15 protein-coding genes are annotated in these 21,983 nt (G+C 53.6%); 11 read left to right on the top strand and 4 right to left on the bottom strand.

What is annotated here, in order from left to right; genetic code table 11:
• Positions 1 to 172: 172 nt before the first annotated feature.
• Genes BR04_RS00475 through BR04_RS00465 form a run of 3 tightly spaced genes read left to right on the top strand, consistent with a single transcriptional unit; the run spans position 173 to position 6,805 of the window.
• A complete protein-coding gene (locus BR04_RS00475; protein WP_496354015.1) occupies positions 173 to 1,705 on the top strand; it encodes a surface lipoprotein assembly modifier in 1,533 nt (510 codons plus the stop codon).
• Between the two features lie 37 nt (positions 1,706 to 1,742).
• Positions 1,743 to 4,763 (top strand): FecR family protein, encoded by a 3,021-nt coding sequence (locus BR04_RS00470; protein ID WP_496354014.1) that lies wholly within the window; start codon positions 1,743 to 1,745, stop codon positions 4,761 to 4,763.
• Positions 4,760 to 6,805: a CHASE2 domain-containing protein gene (locus BR04_RS00465; RefSeq protein ID WP_496354013.1), complete on the top strand. Its 2,046-nt coding sequence runs from the start codon at positions 4,760 to 4,762 to the stop codon at positions 6,803 to 6,805. Before BR04_RS00470 ends, BR04_RS00465 begins: the two co-directional genes overlap by 4 nt.
• 20 nt (positions 6,806 to 6,825) lie before the next feature.
• Here the strand turns inward: BR04_RS00465 and BR04_RS00460 are convergent, their stop codons facing one another.
• On the bottom strand, positions 6,826 to 8,247 hold the full coding sequence (locus BR04_RS00460) for an NYN domain-containing protein (RefSeq protein WP_496354012.1): 1,422 nt from the start codon (positions 8,245 to 8,247) through the stop codon (positions 6,826 to 6,828).
• A gap of 507 nt (positions 8,248 to 8,754) precedes the next feature.
• Here BR04_RS00460 and BR04_RS00455 point away from each other — a divergent pair.
• From BR04_RS00455 to BR04_RS00420, 8 genes are all read left to right on the top strand, one after another.
• On the top strand, positions 8,755 to 9,546 hold the full coding sequence (locus BR04_RS00455; protein WP_496354011.1) for a metal ABC transporter ATP-binding protein: 792 nt from the start codon (positions 8,755 to 8,757) through the stop codon (positions 9,544 to 9,546).
• Complete coding sequence (locus BR04_RS00450; RefSeq protein ID WP_496354010.1) at positions 9,518 to 10,393, top strand: metal ABC transporter permease; 876 nt, start codon at positions 9,518 to 9,520, stop codon at positions 10,391 to 10,393. Before BR04_RS00455 ends, BR04_RS00450 begins: the two co-directional genes overlap by 29 nt.
• Before the next feature lie 142 nt (positions 10,394 to 10,535).
• On the top strand, positions 10,536 to 12,455 hold the full coding sequence (gene speA / locus BR04_RS00445; protein WP_496354009.1) for a biosynthetic arginine decarboxylase: 1,920 nt from the start codon (positions 10,536 to 10,538) through the stop codon (positions 12,453 to 12,455).
• 64 nt (positions 12,456 to 12,519) lie between these two features.
• Positions 12,520 to 13,698 carry a saccharopine dehydrogenase family protein gene (locus tag BR04_RS00440; RefSeq protein WP_496354008.1) on the top strand — a complete coding sequence of 393 codons (1,179 nt, stop codon included), beginning with the start codon at positions 12,520 to 12,522 and terminating at the stop codon, positions 13,696 to 13,698.
• The gene (nspC, locus tag BR04_RS00435; RefSeq protein ID WP_496354007.1) at positions 13,698 to 14,867 is read left to right on the top strand and encodes a carboxynorspermidine decarboxylase; all 1,170 of its coding nucleotides are present in this window, start codon (positions 13,698 to 13,700) and stop codon (positions 14,865 to 14,867) included. Before BR04_RS00440 ends, nspC begins: the two co-directional genes overlap by 1 nt.
• Positions 14,868 to 14,946: 79 nt before the next feature.
• Positions 14,947 to 15,825 carry an agmatinase gene (gene speB / locus BR04_RS00430; protein ID WP_496354006.1) on the top strand — a complete coding sequence of 293 codons (879 nt, stop codon included), beginning with the start codon at positions 14,947 to 14,949 and terminating at the stop codon, positions 15,823 to 15,825.
• An 861-nt stretch (positions 15,826 to 16,686) separates the two neighbouring features.
• Positions 16,687 to 17,706, top strand: a complete 1,020-nt coding sequence (locus tag BR04_RS00425) for a 3-oxoacyl-ACP synthase III family protein (RefSeq protein WP_496354005.1) — start codon at positions 16,687 to 16,689, stop codon at positions 17,704 to 17,706.
• Between the two features lie 143 nt (positions 17,707 to 17,849).
• Complete coding sequence (locus tag BR04_RS00420) at positions 17,850 to 18,371, top strand: hypothetical protein (RefSeq protein ID WP_496354004.1); 522 nt, start codon at positions 17,850 to 17,852, stop codon at positions 18,369 to 18,371.
• Positions 18,372 to 18,382: 11 nt separating this feature from the next.
• Here BR04_RS00420 and BR04_RS00415 read toward each other — a convergent pair whose 3' ends face one another.
• The 3 genes from BR04_RS00415 to BR04_RS00405 all read right to left on the bottom strand — a co-directional run bounded on the left by BR04_RS00415 (position 18,383) and on the right by BR04_RS00405 (position 21,950).
• A complete protein-coding gene (locus tag BR04_RS00415; RefSeq protein WP_496354003.1) occupies positions 18,383 to 18,931 on the bottom strand; it encodes a thermonuclease family protein in 549 nt (182 codons plus the stop codon).
• Positions 18,932 to 19,084: 153 nt separating this feature from the next.
• Positions 19,085 to 19,555, bottom strand: a complete 471-nt coding sequence (locus BR04_RS00410) for a PilZ domain-containing protein (RefSeq protein WP_496354002.1) — start codon at positions 19,553 to 19,555, stop codon at positions 19,085 to 19,087.
• A 22-nt stretch (positions 19,556 to 19,577) separates the two neighbouring features.
• On the bottom strand, positions 19,578 to 21,950 hold the full coding sequence (locus BR04_RS00405; protein WP_496354001.1) for a GspE/PulE family protein: 2,373 nt from the start codon (positions 21,948 to 21,950) through the stop codon (positions 19,578 to 19,580).
• Positions 21,951 to 21,983: the final 33 nt, after the last annotated feature.

Below are 21,983 nucleotides of genomic sequence, written 5' to 3'. Positions count from 1 at the left end.
CGCCTTTTTTCAAAAAAGATACGCTTTCAGTTTCACCCGGGTTTCGGATATGGTATAAAAAACAGCGTATTTGGCTTCAAAAAATACGACCATACAGGTCACAAGGCTTCCCCTTCTGTTTTACCATCCATGAAGAGCGTGCTCAGGTTCTTCCCAAAAAGGGACTCCAGCCATGAAAAAAAAATCCTTTCCCCAACCCCGCTGTCTCTTGTTTTTCTGTCTGATGCTCTGCACATATCTCCCCTTCCCCAGCTTTCAGCCCAAAGCCTGGGGACTGGAGTCCTCTCTCCTGGAAAAGGCCATCTCCGAGTACCAGCAGGAACGCTTTGAGGAAGCCCTGGAGCTGCTCACCGATATCCGCCGTCAGGATCCGTCCTCCTCCACAGCCGCTTTTTATCTCGGACTCACCTACAAACAGACCGGAAACTATGGGGAAGCCGCCCGGAATTACCTGGATGCCCTGGAACTCAGCCCCAGAATCAACAATGCCTACCCCGAACTGATCGAAGTTCTGATCCGCATGGAAAGGTTTTCCGAAGCCGAGTCCCATCTCCTCGAAGCTGAGAATACCGCCATTCTTCCTGATCAGATCGCTTTTCTCAAAGGGATTCTCCTCTCCCGTACGGGAAAAAACGACGAAGCCATCCAGGCTTTTAAAACCGCCCTGCAACTGAACCCGGATCTAAGCTATTCCGCAGAACTCCAGATTGCCCTGCTCCATGCGCAGGAAGGCAGAATCCGTCAGGCAAAAAACAGCCTGGAAGCACTTTCCACCATGGCTCCCGATTCGGATCATACAAATTTTGCCAAGGAATACGGTGACTCCCTGACCCGTATTATGAAACAGCATAAAAACTGGAATTTTACCGTGGGGGCCGAAGTCCGGTATGACGACAACGTAACCGCCACCCCCTCCAGCAGCATTACCGGACTGGATATCACCCATGAAAAAGATACGGCTGTCCTGAACTCCCTTCAGATCGGCTTCAACCCGCTGATGGATCGCCCCTGGTCGCTGAACGCCCAGCTGACTCTGAATACCAATACCTACAAGGAAACCTCCAGTCACAACCTCATCCTTCCTTTCCTTTCACTCACCCCCGCCTATCATTTCCGGAAAGGGAATGTTTCCTTCCCCCTCCTCTGGAACCGGAGCTGGCTGCATGGTCATGAATACACGGAAAACACGGGGGTTAATCCCACCCTTTTTCTGGAGCTGTATCCCGGTCATATGGCGCGTTTTTCAGCAGGGTATACACGAAGAGAGATGCTTCAGAACTCCCGGTTTACGGATGAAGACAGGGACAGCGACCTCTACAGTGCTGCTGTCGCCTATTTTTACACCTTTGCAAAAGCGCGGGGGCTTTTCCACCTGCGTTACGAACATCTTCAGGATAAGGCCCAGGGGGCCAACTGGCAGAACCAGGGACACCGATACGGTACAGGTGTCCTTTTCCCTGTTCATCCTGCCTTACGATTCTCCCTTTCCATGGAACACTTTACCCAGGATTACGACAAGGTGCATTCCGTCTTTGGTCTGAAACGAACCAACCGCAACACCTCCTGGACGGCCATGATGCTCTGGGAAGTTGCCCCCTCCATTCTCTTGACGCTTCACTATACGGGCAACGAGGAGGATTCCAACATTCCCATCTATGCCTACCGCCGCAATCTCTACGGGATCGGTATGGAATACCGCTTTTAAGCTCTGTTCCGGCGGCTTTCCGTCAAAGGAGGTTTTCATGATACGCACATCCCTCTTTCTTCTGCTCTCCATCCTCTGCATGGCCCTCTTCTCCGGAAGTCTGTACGCCAGCAGCAACCAGGAACCCATCGGACATTTTACAATACTCTCCGGTACCGTGGATATTCTCAGGGCAGGCTCCCTGCCCGCCCTTGCGGCAGCCCCACAGATGCCCCTCTATGTTCAGGATGTTGTCCGAACCCGCAGCAAAAGCCAGGCCAGCATCACCTTCGTCGACGGCAACCGTCTGGATGTGGCGGAACGCAGCCGGATCGACATACGGGAGTATCTCACCCGTGAAGGGCATACCCGCAGCATCCTTGATCTGCCTCGTGGAAAGGCCCGCGCCATTGTCACACCGGAAACCACGGATCGTATCCGCCTTCCTGAATCCGGAAACCGCTTTGAAATCCACACGCCCAATGCCGTTGCCGGCGTCCGGGGTACGGATTACATTGTACTGCACCAGGGTGCCTTCACAACGGTTCTGGTCAACAAAGGGACGGTGCATGTCCATAACCCCGCCATGCCCGATATCCATGTGACCCTCCTGTCCGGACAGCTGACCTCCGTAGCCGCAAGACGCGCTCCCCTGCCCCCCCGCTCCGCAGGTTCTGAAATTCTGCAACAGCATCAGAAAGATACCTCTCCGGAACATGGAAAAAAGGGAGATAAAGAAAAGTCACCCCTCCCCTCTTCCGGAGAAAAAGCCCTGCCTCCTGCCTCAGATACGAAAGGAAGCTTACAGACCGCTCTCCAGGAACTCCAGGAGCCGCCTTCTGCGATCCGCCCCCCACAGGATATGGCAGCCTCCATCCCCCAGCTTCCCCCAGGCCTTTCCACGGACAGTGACATACGGACATCCCTCACCCCCCCTCCCCCCATTACAGAAACGCAAACCACCCTCCTTACCCAACTCAAAACCACACCGGAACCGGAAGTGCCATCGGAACGGCCACCGGAAATACCTGCGGAATCCATCCCTCTTCTTGTCCGCCAGACAAACTTCTTTACCGATACCGGTATCCAGCCCTCCTGGACGGTAGAAACGGATAAAAACGTCTATTTTGACTATCGTCTGAACACCCTTGACAACTGGGTTCCCATCAATACCACAGCCAGCAGCACAGAAAATTTTACGGTTCAGGAGATGGAAGAAGGCCTGAATATCCTCCATATTCGTGCGAGAAATGAGAAGGGTGAACTCCTTGCAACAGGTTCAGAATCCTTCTTCTACGGCAAAGAAACGCATACGCTCAAAGGAAAAATCCATGCGGGAGAGACATCCCCAGCCCTGGAAAACGAAGCCTTTCCCGGCTGGATGTCCTTACACACCCTTCGGAAAGAAGGGATTCTCCATATTCCCGTCAAACTCTCCACTGTTCCTGCCCTTCCCGAACAGCTCTACGCAGGAGGCAGGGCCATCATGCAGAACGGAAGCCAGGATTTTCTCATGCCCGGATTCTGGCTTGTCCAGACCCGGCTTTCCCCGACACAAACAAGCGGTCAGCTCCAGGGAGAAGGACAGTTCTCCTACATGGACGGTCTGTATCTCGGTAATGCCAGGCCCCACATGAGCGCCCTCCACAGCGCCCCGAATCTTGATGGCATTATCTCAAGCCCCCTGATTTCCTACGATACCCATAAAGTGACCATGCAGCCCCTGGCGTTTGTCAGCCCCTTAAGTATGCCCAAAGCCTTCCGGGGAAGTCTGATACCAGAGGATGGCATCCACATGGATGGATTCTGGGGAGGTGGCTATTCTCCCGAAGGAAACAATCTGCTCTGGTATCCGCCCACCGATCCACCCCACCAGCCTGTGACCCTCATGGGCCGTTATGACGGTGCGGAAAATCTTGCTCCACGCATTTTTACGGCAGCACTTTACAGTCAGAATTACCGGGATGGTTCGATCACAAGTTATGACGGCGGAACCTTTGCGGGCTTTATCGCAGGTCGTCAGACTGCCGACAACATGGAAACCCGCGTTCTCAGCCTGTACAAAGATCCGACTGGCAGGACAGGAATCTTCCAGGGTGTCATGGGAGCAGCCGGAGAAAAAAACCTGTATCCTGAAATCGGTATGATGCAGGTACAAGGAGGCATCCATGCCGCTACGGCTCTTGGCCAATGGGAAACCACAGGCCCCAATCCTGAAACACAGACAGCAAAACTCTATGGCGGATATGGTTCCTTTAAAGATGGCGGCGGACTGAACATCAGCCCGGACATGCATCATGAGCTGACGTTCCAGCACTTTCCTGAAACCCCATGGGGTATTGGCAGAATACAAATGGGTGGGCTTTATGAAGATCCTTCCAGCCCGCAATGGTATTTATCCCTCCATACAGAGGACAAAGAGGAACTCCATCTTGTTGCCCATACCGCAGGCAATACCTGGGAAGACAGCAGAATTTCTGGAAAAACAATGGGGTACTATACCCGCAGAGAAGGCACAGACAACAAAACCGGTATCTATGTTGCAGAAACCCTTGGCACCTTTGAGGCTGCAAGCTGGCAGGCCTTTTCCCTGGGCGTATGGATGGACACCTGTACCCTCCTTTCCATGACCGACAAAGGAAGCAGACCGGATACGGAGGCCCTGCGCCAGCTTCACATCCCGGCCTTTGAGGTGGGAAGGGCCACCGTGCAGGGCGGTGTAAACACGGCGGACAGCTCCATGCAGGTAGAGATGAAAGATATGATCTTTCTTGCACCCTCCACGGGCGAAAAACCCCTTATCTGGGCCACCAGCACTGTACAGGGAAGCTATGACGGTAACAGTTCCTACCAGAACCTCAGCATCCCCCTGTCGGGAGATGGTCTTAACCTTGATTTCACCCTGAAAACCTTTGATACGACCACAGGTCTCTGGAAGGCCCAGATCAACTATGGCAGGGGAAATCTCAGTGGCGGAAGTTATAACGGGGATCTGTCTTTTGAGGGGATGGCCGCTGGCACTACGGACACGACAAACCGTACTTTTTCCGGAACCGGCGCTGGCCTTGTCTCCCCATGAATTCTTCTACCGGACAGGCGGGGAAACATTCCGGAGCCTTCCCCGCTTCCTTCTCAGCATGGTTTTCAAAAAATCCGGAAAAAAAAACACAGCTTCTTTCCTTCATCACAGGGCTGGCAATCACCCTTTTCTCTGCCGGTCTGTTATGGATAAGGCCGCCCTTTTTCGAGCATGTGGAAAAAAACCTTCTGGATTATCGTTTCAAAATACGGGGAACGCTGCCCGCTCCTGAACATATCCTGATTGCCGCCATTGATGAAAAAAGTCTGGCACGGCTTGGCAGGTGGCCCTGGAACCGGGACACCATGGCCCTTCTTGTGGACAAGCTTTCCAAAGCAGGGGCCAGGGTCATTGTATGGGACGTGTTCTTCAGTGAAGCGGAAAAAAATGATGCGCTTCTGGCCGAATCCATTTACGAGGCTGGCAATGTCCTGCTTCCCATGCTCATGGACTTTGAACACGATGCCCTCCCAAGCCAGAATCCCATCCTGCCCTTTTCCGCCATACGATCCATAGAAAACCCCGAAGCCTTTACCCTTTATCCTCCCATAGAAGGAAACCAGGTCATCCTGCCCGTGGATATCCTCAATGAAGACGCCAAGGGGCTGGGCCATATCAACATGTTCCCGGACAAAGACGGCTCCCTGCGCTGGGAAGCCCTGATCATCGCCCATGACGGTTATCTTTACCCTGCCCTCAGCCTCAGGGCTGCTGCGGAATTCCTCCGTGTTTCCCCTGAAGAAATCACGGTGGAGGCTACCCGGGCGATCCGTTTCCCCGACCGGCAAATCCCCACGGATTTCTGGGGCCGTACCCTGATCCACTATTACGGCCCCGGCCGTACCTTTCCCCATGTTTCCATCAGTGACATCCTGGAAAGCGGCATTCCAGCAGAACAGATCAAGGGAAAAGTTGTCCTGATCGGAGCAACGGCTGCGGGAATCTATGATCTGCGGGTGACCCCCTACAGCGCCGCCATGCCCGGAGTGGAAAAGCATGCCTCCGTCATTGCTTCCATTCTGGAAGGTCGTTTTCTGAAAGCCGCTTCCCGTCCCCTTGACATGGGAATTCTCCTGATTTCCGGCATCCTGCTTTCCCTGTCCCTCACCCGATTCAAGGCCATCCGAACCTCTTCCCTCATTGCTCTGACAAGTTTTCTTGCCATCGCAGGAGCAGGACATCTGAGCTTTGTGCATCAGGGACTCTGGCTGACCCTCACCTACCCTTTCTTCAATATCATTGTGATCTACACGGTGAGCACGGCCCTGCATTACGGGCTTGAAGAAAAACACGCCCGCCGTATCCGGGCCATGTTCTCCTCCTATGTCACCGAACGTGTGGTCAAAGAGCTGATTCTCCATCCGGAAATGGCAAAACTGGGGGGAATCCGGCGGGAAGTCACGGTACTTTTTTCCGATGTCCGGGGGTTCACCACCTTCTCGGAAAAACATTCTCCCGAAGAGGTGGTGTCTATCCTCAACGAATATTTAGGAGAAATGACCCGCGCCGTTTTCAATTGGGAGGGTACCCTCGACAAATTCATCGGGGATGCCGTGATGGTTTTCTGGAATGCCCCCATGCCCCAGCCGAATCATGCGGGGCTGGGGGTGCACTGTGCCCTGGACATGATCCAGCGTCTTGAGGTCTTGCAGGAAAAATGGCGGCGTGAGGGCAAACCTGTGCTGGATTGCGGCATCGGACTCAATACGGGGGAAGTTCTGGTGGGAAACATCGGGGCTGAAGGCCAGAAAATGGACTACACCATCATCGGAGATCAGGTAAACCTTGGAGCCCGCCTGGAATCCCTCACCAAAAAATACAAGGCCCATATCCTCATCAGCGATACCACCCTGGAAAAAATCCGACCCTTGATCGACAGGGGGGACTTTCCCGGTCTCCTTGCTCTGGGCCGGGAAAGGGTCATCGTGAAAGGAAAGGAAGATCCGGTCACCCTCTATGAGCTGATCCAGAAAAACAACGGTCTTCCGGCAACCATTGTTCCCTGTGCCAGTCAAGAGGTGATCCGGATGACAGAAAAATAAGACAGGCTTCCACTATTTTTTCAGGCCGTATCCTTGTCCAGCCCGGACACAAACCAGCGTCGCAGAGAGTCCATCTCCCCTTCACTCAGGGAAAGCTGGGCATTTTCACACAGGTTCAGGGTATTGGCCAGGAGCCGGTCTGCCAGCACCCGTGCCGATTCCCGGCGTTCTCCGAAGCGATGTCCCGTAAAGGCAATCCCCCTCAATACAAAATTCACATGCTGCCGTGCCACAGGTACATCCTTTGACTTACAGCGATCCCGAACCGCCTTGGAGACCGTGGTCATGTTGTAGCCGGACTGGTTGATTTCCTGGGCAATGGCAGAAAAAAGCAGACCGTAATGATCCGGGGAGAGATAGGGAGTATCCGTTAAATCGTGTACCTTGCGGGCCAGGATTGCCAGATCAGGTTCCCGATTTTCAAAAGCTTCATCCCGTATGCCCGTATCCCCTGCCGGAACGGTATGGCGGCCAGGATCATAGACATAGCCTGGTATGACAGGGGATGTGGCCAGATGTCCCAGATCCAGCTCCGACAGAAACAGTTTAAAGCTGCCTCTGCCCAGCCAGTCCATGCCCACATCGGGAAAGGCCTGACGGATACGGTAGGCCAGCTGGGCCATGGTCACCGCTTCGGGTGAGGATCGCACAAAGGTCTGCACCAGACGGGAACACCGATCCTTCTGGGAACCGATGCCATTTCCTGCATGAGCCCCGTTCTGAGGAGGAGTCAGGGCCGTCTGGATCAAAGCCGGTGAGGGAGAGGAAGGTGAGGTCTCGGAAACCGCAGCCCCTCCTGCTGCGCTCAGAATACCGGAAGTGATCGGAGATATGGATGCACTGCCTCCAGCATCGGGTCTGCGGATAATCCGGGCAGGTTCCGAATAGCCCAGCCCTCCTCCCAGTGCTTCCTCAATAAAGGCATCCTGATCAATGACAAGGTCGCTGGCAGCCCGATAGGCAGGTGATGTGGAACCTACGGCCAGCACCGCCGTTCTTCTGTCCCATTTGCGCAATTTTAAAAGAACAGGCGTAAAGTCTGCATCCGCACTCATGATGATAAATTCATCATAATTGACCTTGTGATCGAGAAGATCGAGAAGATCCACCACCATATGCACATCTGCACTGGTTTTCCCCTGGGTGGTCAGGCTGGGGCAATCCACGGTTTCAAAGGCACCCCGGATAAAATAGGGCCTGAAATTCCCGAAACTTTTCGGGTTCAGGTAACAGCGCCGCACCAGGATATTGCGCTTGGCTCCGGCATCAATTCCCGCATAGGGCGGCAGGGAATTTTCAAGCCAGGAAATCCAGTCCAGGGGCCGGGTGGCAAAGGTTCGTGCAATATTGACATCCAGCTCCGAAAGCCGGATGAAAATATTATCAAAATCCACAAAGACCGCACTTCGCATGGGCCTTGTGTTACACTCCAGAAACTGCATATTCTTCCTCCTTTCCCGCAAAAACTGTGGGAAAATCTGCTGTTAGATCCTTGCCGTCTACGGAAAGGATCGACGGATCCTTAAAAAACTCCACATGTGCTTCGGACTCTTACGGGTCTGCACGGATATATGCTCCATGCACAAGCCGATCTTCCTGGCAGAAAGATGGTTTTATCAAAGGCTGTCGGCCGTTTATCGGACATTCAGAAGCATAACGATAAACAACAGCGTTCCTCAGCCCCAGAACACTGGCAAGAATACCATCTGTCAAAAAAAAAACCTACGCATTAAATACACAAAGCCATACACACCCTGAAAAGCATTGCAAACGCTCTCTTCCCCGGACTTTTTCTCCATCCTTAAAAGACAGCACAGGAAAACTATTGAAAATCAGACCGCAATATGTCACATGCAGGGAAAATGCCGACGCGGCGGCAGCCCTCCTGAAAACCCGCCATGCCCCGACTTTGCTCCCAGGGCAAAACCCCCAAACCATACCGAGGCTCCATGGACGAAGCCGTTGTACGCTTTCAGCAGGTGACCTTTGCCTATGAAAATAGCGTTCCCGTACTGGAAAATGTCAGCTTTGCCATCTGGCCCAGGGAGCTTGTGGCCATGGTGGGACCCAACGGAGGCGGCAAGACCACCCTGCTCAAACTCATGACCGGCATGCTCCCCCCCTCTTCCGGTACCGTCACGCTTTTTGGCAAAAACCCCACGTCCGCAAGATCCAGGATCGGCTACATGCCCCAGTACCTGCATTTTGACCCCGATTTTCCCGTTACCGTGAAGGAAGTGGTTCTCATGGGGCGTCTTGGGCACAGGGGGGTAAGAGGCTTTTTCGGATGGCCGGATAAAAAAGATCGCATGCGGGCCATGGACTGTCTTGCCCATGTGGAAATGGAAAAGCTGGCCAACCGCCCCTTTTCCGATCTTTCCGGCGGCCAGCGCCAGCGGGTGATGATCGCAAGAGCCCTTGCCTGCGATCCGGAGCTGCTTCTGCTGGACGAACCCACGGCCAATGTGGATTCCCAGACCGAAAGCAGGTTCATGGCCCTGCTTCAGGAGCTTTCCAGGGAAATCACCGTACTCATGGTGTCCCATGACATGGGTTTTGTCAGTGCCATTGTCAGGAGTGTTCTCTGCGTCAACCGCAAGGTGGTGGTGCATCCCACAACGGAACTGACGGGTACCGCCATCCAGGACATCTACAACTGCAGCATGCAGATGGTACGCCACGACCACCGCTGCACGGAAAAGGGGCATACCCATGTCATCCCTGATCACGATTCTCCTTGACCCGGATATTGTCTTTCTGCGCTATGCGCTGGCCGCAGGTCTTCTTTCCAGCATCAGCTTCGGGGTTGTCGGTGCCTACGTGGTGGCTCGCCGGATCAGCACCATTGCCGGTGCCATCGCTCACTGTGTACTCGGAGGGATTGGCTTTTCCCTTTTCATGCAGGAAAGGAGTACCTCCCTATTCTGGGATCCTGTGGTCGGTGCCCTCGGATCTGCTGTTCTGGCTGCCCTGATTATCGGTATTGTCAACATCAAAGCCAAACAAAGAGAAGATATGGTCATCAATGCCCTCTGGGCCGTCGGCATGGCAATCGGGCTTCTTTTTATGGCAAAAACAGCCGCTTACATTGATCCCATGAGCTTTCTTTTTGGCAATATTCTCATGATCGGGCCAGGAGATCTCAAGCTCATGGCCATATTGGCCGCTTTCATTGTGCTTTTGGCCATCCTTTTTTACAACAAACTTGTAGCCCTGTGCTTTGATGAAGAATTTCTCTCTCTGCGCGGTGTGCCTGCCCATTTTTATTATTTTCTTCTCCTGATGCTGACAGCCCTGAGCATTGTGCTCCTGATCCGGGTAGTGGGCATTGTTCTCGTTATTGCCATGCTGACCCTGCCTGCGGCCATGGCCGGACAGGTTTCCCGCAGTCTTGCAGGCATGATGGGACTTGCCGTACTTTTTTCCATGGGATTTACCACGGGTGGCATTGGCTTAAGCTTTGAGATGGATCTGCCTGCAGGCCCCACCATTGTGGTACTGGCCGCCATCAGTTATCTCTGCCTGCTGCTCTCTGGGCAGGTACGGGGGTACTGGAAAAGAAAACCGGAAAAACCAGAAGCACTCTGAAAACCCTTGTCAAAGGGCGAGCCGCACCTGCCGCAATAAGAAACCCTGGCCCCTATCTGCGGTTTTTTATTCTGATATCCTGGGGTCTTATTCAAAAAAGACACCCACAACAGAACCCTTAAAGCATAAAAAGGATCTGGAATTGCTCGAAAAACATTCTCTTGACCGTTGGACCCTTGAAAACGCCCTGGATCTCTACGGCGTCCGGAACTGGGGAGCCGGTTATTTCGACATTTCCCAGGCTGGGGAAGTCATCATCACCCCCATCCCTGACCGCAAGGATCTTTGCATCAGCATCCCGGAACTCATCGCAGGCATCCGGGCAAGGGGCAAGGAGATGCCCGTTCTGCTGCGCATTGAAAATATCCTCGACTCCCAGATTTCCCACCTGCACTCGGCCTTTGCCGGAGCCATCAAAAATGCGGGCTACAAGGGCAGCTTCAGGGGCGTTTATCCCATCAAGGTCAACCAGCAGAAACAGGTGGTGGAAGAAGTAGCCAGCTTCGGCTCCCGCTACCACCACGGGCTTGAGGCTGGCTCCAAGGCCGAACTCATCGCAGCCCTCTCTTTTCTGAAGGATCCCGAAGCCTGCATCATCTGCAATGGCTACAAGGATGAGGAGTTCGTGGATCTCGCCCTCTGGACCTGCAAGATGGGCTTTCCCTGCTTTCTCGTAGTGGAAATGCCCGGAGAGCTGGAGCTGATTCTCAAACGGGCCGCCATCATTGATGTACGACCCCGCATCGGCATCCGCATCAAGCTGGCCTCCAAGGCCGGAGGCCACTGGACGGATTCCGGCGGAGACCGCAGCATCTTCGGCCTTGACACCACCCAGGTGGTGAGCCTCGTGGACCGGCTCCGGGATGTGGACATGCTCGACTGCCTCCAGCTGCTGCATTATCACCTGGGTTCCCAGATTCCCAACATCCGGGATATCCGTAATGCCGTACTGGAAGCCTGCCGTATTTACGCCGGGCTTATCGGTGAAGGGGCGTCCATGGGCTATCTGGATCTCGGTGGGGGGCTGGCCGTGGACTACGACGGCTCCCACACCAACTTCGCCAGTTCCAGAAACTACAGCATTGACGAATACTGTGCCGACATCGTGGAAACGGTCATGGGGGTGATGGACGAAGAAGAGCTGTCCCATCCCATCATCGTCACGGAATCAGGCCGGGCCACGGTGGCCTATTACTCTGTACTGCTCTTCAATATTCTGGACGTGAGCCGCCTGGAACCCCAGCCCTTTCTGAGTGACATCCCCGAAGACGCTCCGGACATCATCGCAAACCTTGTGGACGTGCTGCACTCCTTAAGCCTGCGCAACCTTCAGGAGTGCTTCAACGACGCCATCTACTACAGGGACGAACTGCGCCAGCGCTTTCAGCATGGTGCGGTCTCCTTGAGGGAACGCTCTCTGGGAGAAACCATCTTCTGGCACATCATCCACAGCATCGCCTCGGATGTGAAAAAGCTTCCCCGTATTCCACCGGAACTCAGCGAGCTGGACGACGCCCTGGCGGACATCTATTACGGTAACCTTTCCGTTTTCCAGAGCCTTCCCGACGCCTGGGCCATTGACCATCTTTTTCCCATCATGCCCGTGCACAGGCTTCTTGAAAAACCCACCCGGAAGGCCGTGATCGCGGACATCACCTGTGACTGCGACGGCAAACTCGACAGCTTCATTGATATCCACGGGGTAAGAAAATCCCTGCCTCTCCATGAACTGAAGCCAGACGAGGAATACTACCTCGGTGCCTTCCTTGTGGGCGCATACCAGGAGACCCTCGGGGATCTGCACAACCTCTTTGGCGACACCAATGTGGTCAGTGTACGCATCCGGGAAGACGGCACTCTGGATTATGTCAAGGAAATGGAAGGGGATTCCGTGGCCGACGTCTTGAGCTATGTGGAGTACAGCCCGAAAAATATGGCCGAACGTTTCCGTCATACGGCAGAGGCGGCCATCAAGGCAGGCTTCATCAGTGTGGAAGACCGGTACAAGGTCATGCAGGCCTATGAAACGGGGCTGCGGGGCTACACCTACTACGAACGCTGAGACATGCTGGAAACCGGAAGGAAAAAACCCCAGGGTTTTCAGCAAGACACAAAGGAGACAAAACATGTCCAAGGTTCTCATCATTGGAGCTGGCGGTGTCGGTCAGGTGGTGGCCCACAAGTGTGCCCAGCTGCCCGAAGTCTTTTCCGAAATCATGCTGGCAAGCCGCACAAAAGAAAAGTGTGACCGCATTGCAGCCCAGCTTCCCCGGCCCATCCGCACGGCAGGGCTGGATGCCGACCATGTGGCCCAGACCGTGGCCCTCATCCGGGAGTTTCAGCCGGAAATGGTCATCAACGTGGCCCTGCCCTACCAGGATCTCGCCATCATGGATGCCTGCCTGGAAACGGGCGTGCACTATCTCGACACCGCCAACTACGAGCCCCCGGATCTGGCCAAGTTCGAATACAAGTGGCAGTGGGCCTATCAGGACAGCTTTCAGGAAAAGGGTCTCATGGCCCTCCTCGGCAGCGGCTTTGACCCCGGCGTCACCAATGTGTTCTGCGCCTACGCCCAGAAACACCATTTTGACGAAATCCATGTGCTGGACATCATCGACTGCAACGCAGGGGACCACGGCCAGCCCTTTGCCACCAACTTCAATCCGGAAATCAATATCCGGGAAATCACCCAGAGGGGCCGATACTGGGAAAGGGGCGAATGGGTGGAAACCGATCCCCTCTCCTGGTCCATGACCTATGATTTCCCCGAAGGCATCGGCCCCAAAAAATGTTTTCTCCTCTACCACGAGGAGCTGGAATCCCTGGTGCAGAACCTCAAAGGCCTGAAGCGCGCCCGCTTCTGGATGACCTTTTCCGATGCCTACCTCACCCACCTGAAAGTGCTGGAGAATGTGGGCATGACCCGCATTGATCCCGTGGACGTGAAGGGTCAGAAGATCGCGCCCATCGAATTCCTGAAGGCCGTTCTCCCCGATCCCGGCAGCCTCGGGCCCCTCACCAAGGGCCGTACCTGTATCGGCTGCCTCATGAAGGGGGTGAAGGACGGAAAGGAAAAAACCGTCTACATCTACAATATATGCAGCCACGAAGAGGCCTATGCGGAAGTGGGCTCCCAGGCCATCTCCTACACCACGGGCGTACCGGCCATGATCGGCGCCAAAATGATGCTCACGGGCAAATGGACGGGCAAGGGAGTCTTCAACATGGAAGAGCTGGATCCCGACCCCTTCATGGAAGCCCTGAACCAGCACGGACTGCCCTGGAAGGAAGTAATTCTCTGATGCCAACGGACAGTCTCGGGGAAGCCTTGGGTTTTGCCCCCCACGCCATCGCCACGCCCGCCTTTGTGGTGGATGAAAGGCGCATTGAAAAAAACCTTGCCCGCCTGCGGGAGGTGAAGGCCCGTACGGGATGCCACATCCTTCTGGCCTTAAAGGGTTTTTCCATGTTCTCCACCTTTCCTCTCATCCGGAAAAGCCTTGACGGCACCTGCGCCAGCTCCGTGCACGAGGCCATGCTTGGAAAGGAAAGCTTTGGCGGCGAGGTGCACGCCTTTGCCGCCGCCTTCAGCAAAGAGGACATGGACAGCTTTCTTGCCCTCACCGATCATCTGGTCTTCAACTCCTTTTCCCTGTGGGAGCGTTTCCGGCCCATGGTGGCGGCTTGCCCCAGGAAAGTGAGCTGCGGCATCCGGGTGAATCCCGAACGCTCCGTGGGCCGGGTGGCCATCTACGACCCCTGCGCACCGGGCTCCCGCCTGGGAGTGAGGCCAAAGGACTTCCGGCCCGATCTTCTCAAAGGCATCGAAGGACTGCATTTCCACGCCCTCTGTGAGCAGAACAGCCATGAACTGGAAATCGTGCTGGAAGGTTTTGTCCAGCACTTCGGGGAATTCATCCCCTCCATGAAATGGGTGAACTTCGGCGGCGGCCATCATATTTCACGGCAGGACTATGACCTCGAAAAACTCTGCCGCCTGATCACGGATTTCAGAAAACGCTTCAACAACATCCCCGTGTACCTGGAACCGGGTGAAGCCATTGCCCTGGATACGGGCTTTCTGGTGGCCGAGGTGCTGGACATCGCGGGCTCCGGCCCGGATACCCACGCCATTCTCGACACCTCCGCCACCTGCCACATGCCCGATGTGCTGGAAATGCCCTACAGGCCGCAGATCATCGGAGCCGGGGAAGAGGGGGAAAAGGCCCACACCTACCAGCTGGGAGGCCTCTCCTGCCTTGCCGGGGACAATATCGGCCGCTACAGCTTTGACACTCCCCTTACCGTGGGCGACCGGCTGGTCTTCACGGACATGGCCCACTACTCCATGGTGAAAACCAACACCTTCAACGGCATCCGCCTGCCCTCCATCTACCGCCTGGACATGGACGGCAGGCTGCATCTGGAACGGGAATTCGGCTACGGGGATTTCAAGACCCGGCTGGGCTGAATGACAAAAAAACAAGATTGAAACCTCAAGATGGCAGGCTCCGGCCTGCCATTTTCATCCCGGATAAGGAAAGTCTTTCATGGAAATCCCCAGCGCCTACCCCTTTTTTCTTGCCTCGGAAAACCCCGGAAACGCCCCGGAAAACTGCCTCTTCCACGTCATTCCCGTGCCCTGGGAAGCTTCCGTCTCCTATGGCGGAGGTACGGCAAAGGGGCCTTCGGCCATTTTAAAGGCTTCGGAACAGCTGGAGCGCTTTGACGGCGTGGATGAACCCGCAAGGCTCGGTATCTGGACCCACCCGCCCGTGGCCTGCGAATCCGGCCCGGCCAAGGTACTCTCCCGCATCGCTTCCGCCTGTCAGGGGGTTTTGGCCCGATACCACATCCCTGTCCTTCTGGGAGGGGAGCACACGGTGACTCTTGGCGGCCTCATGGCCGCAAAGGAGCGTTTCGGAGAAATTGGTGTGGTGCAGATCGACGCCCATGCCGATCTCAGGGACAGCTACGAGGGCAATCCCTACAGCCACGCCTGCGTCATGCGCCGGGCTCTGGACATGGGGCATCAGGTCTTTCAGGTGGGCATCCGTGCCCTCTCCTCAGAAGAGGCGGACTTCCGGGAGGCATTTCCCGTAAGACACCTCGATGCTGCCGCCCTGGCCCTGTCCGGAATTCCGGACAGGCTCCTGCCCGAAGATTTTCCCGAACGCATCTGGCTCACCATTGATGTGGACGGCCTGGATCCCGCCATCATGCCCGCCACAGGCACCCCTGTACCCGGCGGACTTTCCTGGTACCAGACCCTGGATATCATCGCAAAGGCCGTGAGCAGCCGGAAGATCGCAGGCTTTGACCTTGTGGAGCTTGCCCCCATCGAAGGCCTGCACCATGCGGACTTTCTGACCGCCCACCTTGCCTATCAGACCATGGGCCTCATTGGCCGCCTTTCCCGGCTTTCCTGAAAACCAATCCCTGCCCCTCTAACAAGTGCAGAGTTTTTTTCTAAACGGGCAGGGATTTTTCCCCAGCAAAGGATCAGCTGACTGGATCTTCCGGGGGATTGTAATCTTTCATTTTTGCCATCTATAGAGAGTCCATCAGGGGATCGCTGCTGAATGATTATCCAAGTCCCCGGATCAGGTTTGACAATATCGAAAGGCGCATCTTTTATATCCGGCCTCTAACCGGGTGTGTTTTTTTTATCCAGATCTTTTTTTGTTTTCCGAAAAAAAATGCCCAAATCGGGAAAGCTTTTTTATATCCGATGACAAAAAAATAGCATTACATAAATTATGTATTTTAAATTCAAATATATAAAAAATCAGAAACAAATCCATCAAAATATTTCAGTGTCTGGCATAAACCATGCATTAAGATTTAAAAGAATTCGTTACAGGATTCTCACTCCTACCCCGGTCGGGTTTTTGTCACACAAAAACCAGTCCCCTCTCAAAAGAAACCGGATATGATCCGGTTCCTCATCCTGATCCCACCCGAAGCCCCGCCATGCCGGATGCCCCTTCGACCAGGGCGTCCGGCGGTAATCCTCTCCCCCAAAATCCCTTTCGTCCGTATAGATCCCTTTTCAAATCAAACAAGCCCCCGAATAAAAATACATCCCGATATTTTGAACAAGTCTTTTTTCAAGCTTTTTCTTCTCATTTGAAAAGGCTTTTGTTATCTTCCCAGTGCAGCCGAAACGGTATGCAGATCCAGGGGAATGCCAGGGAAACAGCACTCAAAATTCATCAGGCCTTCTGTTCTTTCGCCTTCCAATCTGTTCCCGGAAGATTCCCCCCAACCAGAACCCAAGAGGAGTTCCCATGAAGCGTAGCCTCATACGCAGCACCGGTCGCTATGTCCCCCCCCGCCTTGTCACCAATGAAGACCTGACCCATCGCATGGATACCACAGATGAATGGATCCAACAGCGCACAGGCATTGAACAACGTTACTGGATTCCCGAAGAAGGCGGAGTCGGTGCTTCAGACCTTGGCCTTGAGGCTTCCCGTATTGCCCTCAGCCGTGCAGGATGGCAGGCCACAGATCTGGATCTCATCATTTTTGCCACCTTAAGTCCGGACATCTTTTTTCCCGGATCAGGCTGCCTTCTGCAGGACAAGCTGGGCCTGGATACCACTCCTGCCCTGGATATCCGCCAGCAATGCACTGGATTTCTCTATGGTCTGGCCACGGCCGATGCCTACATCAAGGCCGGTATGGCCAACCGTGTTCTTGTTGTGGGGGCAGAGGTTCACAGCTCCGGCCTGGATATCACGACAAGGGGAAGGGATGTTGCTGTGCTCTTTGGTGATGGAGCAGGCGCAGCCTGTGTGGAAGGCGTGGATACGGATAAAGACATCGGCATACTGGCAACGGTGCTCCATGCCCAGGGACGTCATGCCCAGAGCCTCATGCTGGAAGTTCCTGCATCCCGCTACACCGAACGCATTACCGTTGAAATGCTGGAGCAGGGTCGGCACTATCCTGTCATGGATGGAAAAACCGTATTCAAACATGCCGTACGACGCCTTCCTGAGGTAACCTATGAGGTTCTCGAAAAAGCCGGACTCGCTTTGGAAGATATTGATCTGATCATTCCCCATCAGGCCAATCTGCGCATCAACCAGTTTTACCAGAAATCCCTTGGGGTAGCCGAAGACAAAGTCTTCCACAACATCATGCGTTATGGCAACACCACGGCAGGAAGCATACCCATCGCCCTGGATGAGGCCATCGAAACCGGACGTGTCAAGACGGAAAAGGCCACCATACTGCTCAGTGCTCTGGGAGCAGGACTGACATGGGCCGGACTGATCTATCGCTTTGGCTCGGAAAACTGATCCGACCGTCCAGTTTCGTACCCCTCCATTCATTTCCAAAAGAAATTTGTATCCCTCGCAGCGTTCTCAGGATAACCGCATCCTGGGAACGCACCCCCCCTGATCTGCAACCATCAAGACCTCATGGGAGAATTGTCCGCACCATGGAAGACCCGCAAACCATCGCCACCCTTTCCGAAGCCCTGGTCAGTTATGCCACTCACAGTACGGACATTCTTCCCCTTGTAGAAGGACTTCCCGATATCAGCCGCATCCAAAAACCCACCATGGAGTATGAGCTGCGTCTGCTGAAAATTTTATCCGTGGGATGGGGCCTCGCCTTTCTCTTATCGGATCATCCCGCAAAAACGTCCCTCAGCGAAGAATTCTGGCAACGTATCGCCCTACTTTCAAAAGAAATCGATACTCTGTGCAGGGAATCCGGTACAGATATCGATTATTTTGCCACCCTGCGCCATCGTCTGGATCTGTATGTCTCAGCACTTTCCAAAGCCAAACAGCAGGAAGATCCGGGATCGGAAGTGGGCCTCTGCTATGCGGAACTCTGCGGGGATGTGAACGACAGCTATGCCTTTGTCGTAGGAAAGCGTATTTTTACGGGTGTACTTTCCAGCCTGCACCAATACCTGGGACAGTATGTCAAGCTTTCTTCCCCGGAATCCTGACAAAGACATCTTCAGTGGCAGACAGGATCAGGGAGACACTCCCGTGCAGGAGCATAGCCTGCCAGAAATGCCTGGTGAGGGGATGAAAAATAAATACGGTTCCGGGTACGGATCTTATGTGCATAATGGCAGTCTACACGATGAAAACGGTACGACCGTCGGTTGCCCACAACAGCAAAGACTTGTTGTGAAACCTGGGGCCATATCCCCCGTCTTCCCGCAATGGCCCCTTTCTGTAAGTCCATCCAGGCAGATATCCAGGGGTCGGGCTTCCCATGAATCAAAACCCAGGCCATCCCCCTGCGCAGCATTTCCTCATTCACAAGCAGACCATTTTCAAGATACACCCTGGCCAGAACACGCCCATAACGGTCTTTTCCATGACTGTGGATGCGTACATATTTTTTCCCGACCAGATCCAGAAGTGCCCTGCGTGAAAGGTCTCCTGCACAACTCCCCTTCTTGTCCTTTTGACGTACTTCCGGTGCATCAATACCAATAAGCCGTACCCAGGAACCATCTTCAAGACGCAGGGTATCGCCATCAGGGACAAAGACCACACGAGTCCTCTCCATGGCCTGGACTGAAAAGAAGAAAAATGTGATGCACAAACACAAAAAAAAGGCAGGAAACCAAAGTTTCCAGCCCTTCCTGATGGCAACCATAAAAAACCCTTTCCCCTTCCTCGAAACGTCTTCTACCCCCTCCACAGTCTACAAAAACGCAAGATAAGGCCCAAGGGGATCCGTATGTTCTTTAGATAAAAATTCCAGCCCGACAAACCTGTCATGGATCGTTCGCACAATGGCTTCCCGATGGATCAGGGGGCAGCCTCCCCTATCCAGACGAAATTCAAGGCCTAGAATATCTCCCTGAAAAAGAGGCTGATATACGGGAATCTGTACCTTCAGCCCGGTACGTGAGATATCCACTACCGTCATGGCACCCTGAATCTGAGATTTTGGCAGCACACTGTATAAGCCCTTAAAAAATGTGGATTTTCGTACAAAACGTCTTCTTTCCAAAAGGACAGCATAGGTATGGCGGCACTGTTTACAGGTACATCGCATCCGGGTGGATGTTTTAATCTCTAAAAATCGACTGACATCCTGAATTGCGGAAAAACCACAGGAAGGACATACAAATGTAGCCTTGCCATCCCTTGCAAAAATTTTCTCATCCATGGAAAACCTCCCTTGGGCTGGGTCAACTTGCACAGACACGTCTTATCTCTGCGATATCCGTCAAGCCCATAAACACCTTGGCGATACCATCCTGCATCAGAGTTGTCATCCCATCGGCGGCGCCCTGGGTAAAAATTTCTTCCGTAGGTGCCGCACGCTTGATCAGCAACTTAACCTTAGGCGTACCTAAAAGCAGTTCATGAATACCCAAACGTCCTCTGTATCCCGTATTGCTACAATCCGTACATCCACTGGCCCGATACAATTCCAGCTTCCTGTCATAAACAAGCCCCGCCTTTTCCATTCCATCCCCATAGTACATACGCAACTCATCATACATCTCAGGTGTTGGATGGTAGGCTTCTTTACAGTTGGGGCAAAGACGACGCACCAGACGCTGGGCCATGACACCTAAAAAGGCATCGGAAAAATTCAGGGGATTCAACCCCATATCGAGAAGGCGGGTGACGGTTTCAGGTGCGCTGTTGGTATGCAGAGTCGAAAAAACAAGATGCCCTGTGAGGGAGGCCTCAATGCCGATGGAGGCCGTTTCATGATCCCGCATCTCACCGATCATGATCACATCGGGATCGGCACGAAGAAAGGCCCGCATCACCCTGGCAAAATCAAGACCAATCTTAGCCTGACATTCCACCTGCCGTAAACCTTCCTGGGAAATTTCCACAGGATCTTCGGCCGTCCAGATCTTGATGCCCGGCTTGTTGATTTCTCCCAGAGCCGCATGAAGTGTTGTGGTTTTACCACTTCCCGTCGGGCCCACCACAAGAACCAGCCCATAGGGCTGCCGGATGATCTGCTGAAGATTGCTGAGATTACGATCGCTCATCCCCATCTTGGTGAGAGGCATGGCACCGGACTCGGCAAGAATGCGCAGAACCGCATCCTCAAACCCGCCAGCTGTCGGCAGGGTGGCAACACGCAGCTCAAAGGGTTTGACCCCTTTACGCAAAAACTTGATTTTCCCGTCCTGGGGCATGCGACGTTCCGCAATATCCAGTTTTGCCATAACCTTGAGCCTGGAAATCAGAGGTTTGGCAGCCTGATTGGGCAGGGCCAAAACTTCCTGACAGACACCATCAATGCGGTAGCGGATACGGGTTTTCTTGCTGATGGGTGACGGCTCAATGTGGATATCCGAAGCACCTTTCCGATAGGCATTGATGAGAATCTGATCCACCATGCGCACAGTCTGGCTGGAATTTTCATTGGCCATATCCAAAAGAGGCATTTCGTGATCCTCTTCCACTTCTTCAAAGGAAACGTCAGGAAGCATGTCAAGGCTGTCCACCTCCATTCCTCCGGTTTCCACAACCTCATCCGCATCCCCAGCCTTATAGAAAAGGTGAATATAAGCCTCTATATCCTCCCGAAATCCAACAAAAAGTTTCAGATTTCTCGCTTTCAGAAGGGTCTGAGCCTGATCCGTTTTAATGATATTCCGAGGATCATCTATAAGAATATCCACAACCCCCATATCCCAGGAAAGGGGAACCCACTTGTTTTCCAAAAGGAAAGTTTTTTTCAGTTTCTGTATCAGTTCATAGGGAACGGCAGCTTTAGAATCAAATTCTCTGAAAGGAACATCATAAAAAAGGTGAAGGGATTCTCCTACTTTAACCTTTGGGATCCGGAATTCCTCCGTCAGGACAAACTCCACACTCTTATTGTTTTTCTTGGCCATGGCCAGGGCCTGCTGCAGGTGTTCTGTCTTGACCAGATTTTTTTCCAGCAAAAACGCATAGCGGGAATCATACTTCTGGGAAGTCCCAAAACGTGACAGCTCAAGGGTAAGACCAGGATATTTTGGATTTTTTTCCTTTATAAAAAGAAAAAAGCTCTCCGCAAACTCCATCATTTCCCGTTTTAAAAATTCTCTTCCACAGGCAAAAATAAGATCCAACCCTAATTTTTCCGTAATTTCTGCCCCGGAAAGCAGGGTTTTTAAAAACTCCAGCAAGCCTCCACCCGGATGGGCTGCATGCAGACTTTCCACAATGCAGCCTGCCGTTTCTTCCAGAGGAAAGTCCTTCGTCAGAAGTTTTAAAAACTCCCCCAGAGCTTCTTTGTGAAGCCCCAGCTCTGCAAAGGCCCGACCACTCTGAAGGATATCCGAAGCTTTTTCCTGGCTTCCCCAGGTACTGCGAATGCAGTCCAGATCTTTAGTGGACAGTACCTGGCGATCAATAGATTCCAGTTCCTGAATTCTTCTGTCGATTTCCCGTATTCTTTCGACAAGGCTCTCCGCACTGGCAGCATCCAAGGCAGGATCCGCAAGGAGACGGTCATAAAGATCCTTTGCCTCAGCATACAGCCCGTGTCGATAATATTCCTCGGCTTCCCGAATCCGAATCTGGGTATTGACCTCGACATTCATAACCGGGTTCCTTTTTCATGATGATTGTACAGC

It is taken from the genome of Desulfobotulus sapovorans DSM 2055 (assembly GCF_059569355.1).
The sequence above is the reverse complement of the archived record's forward strand: the minus strand, read 5'-3'. Positions and strand labels throughout refer to the sequence as shown.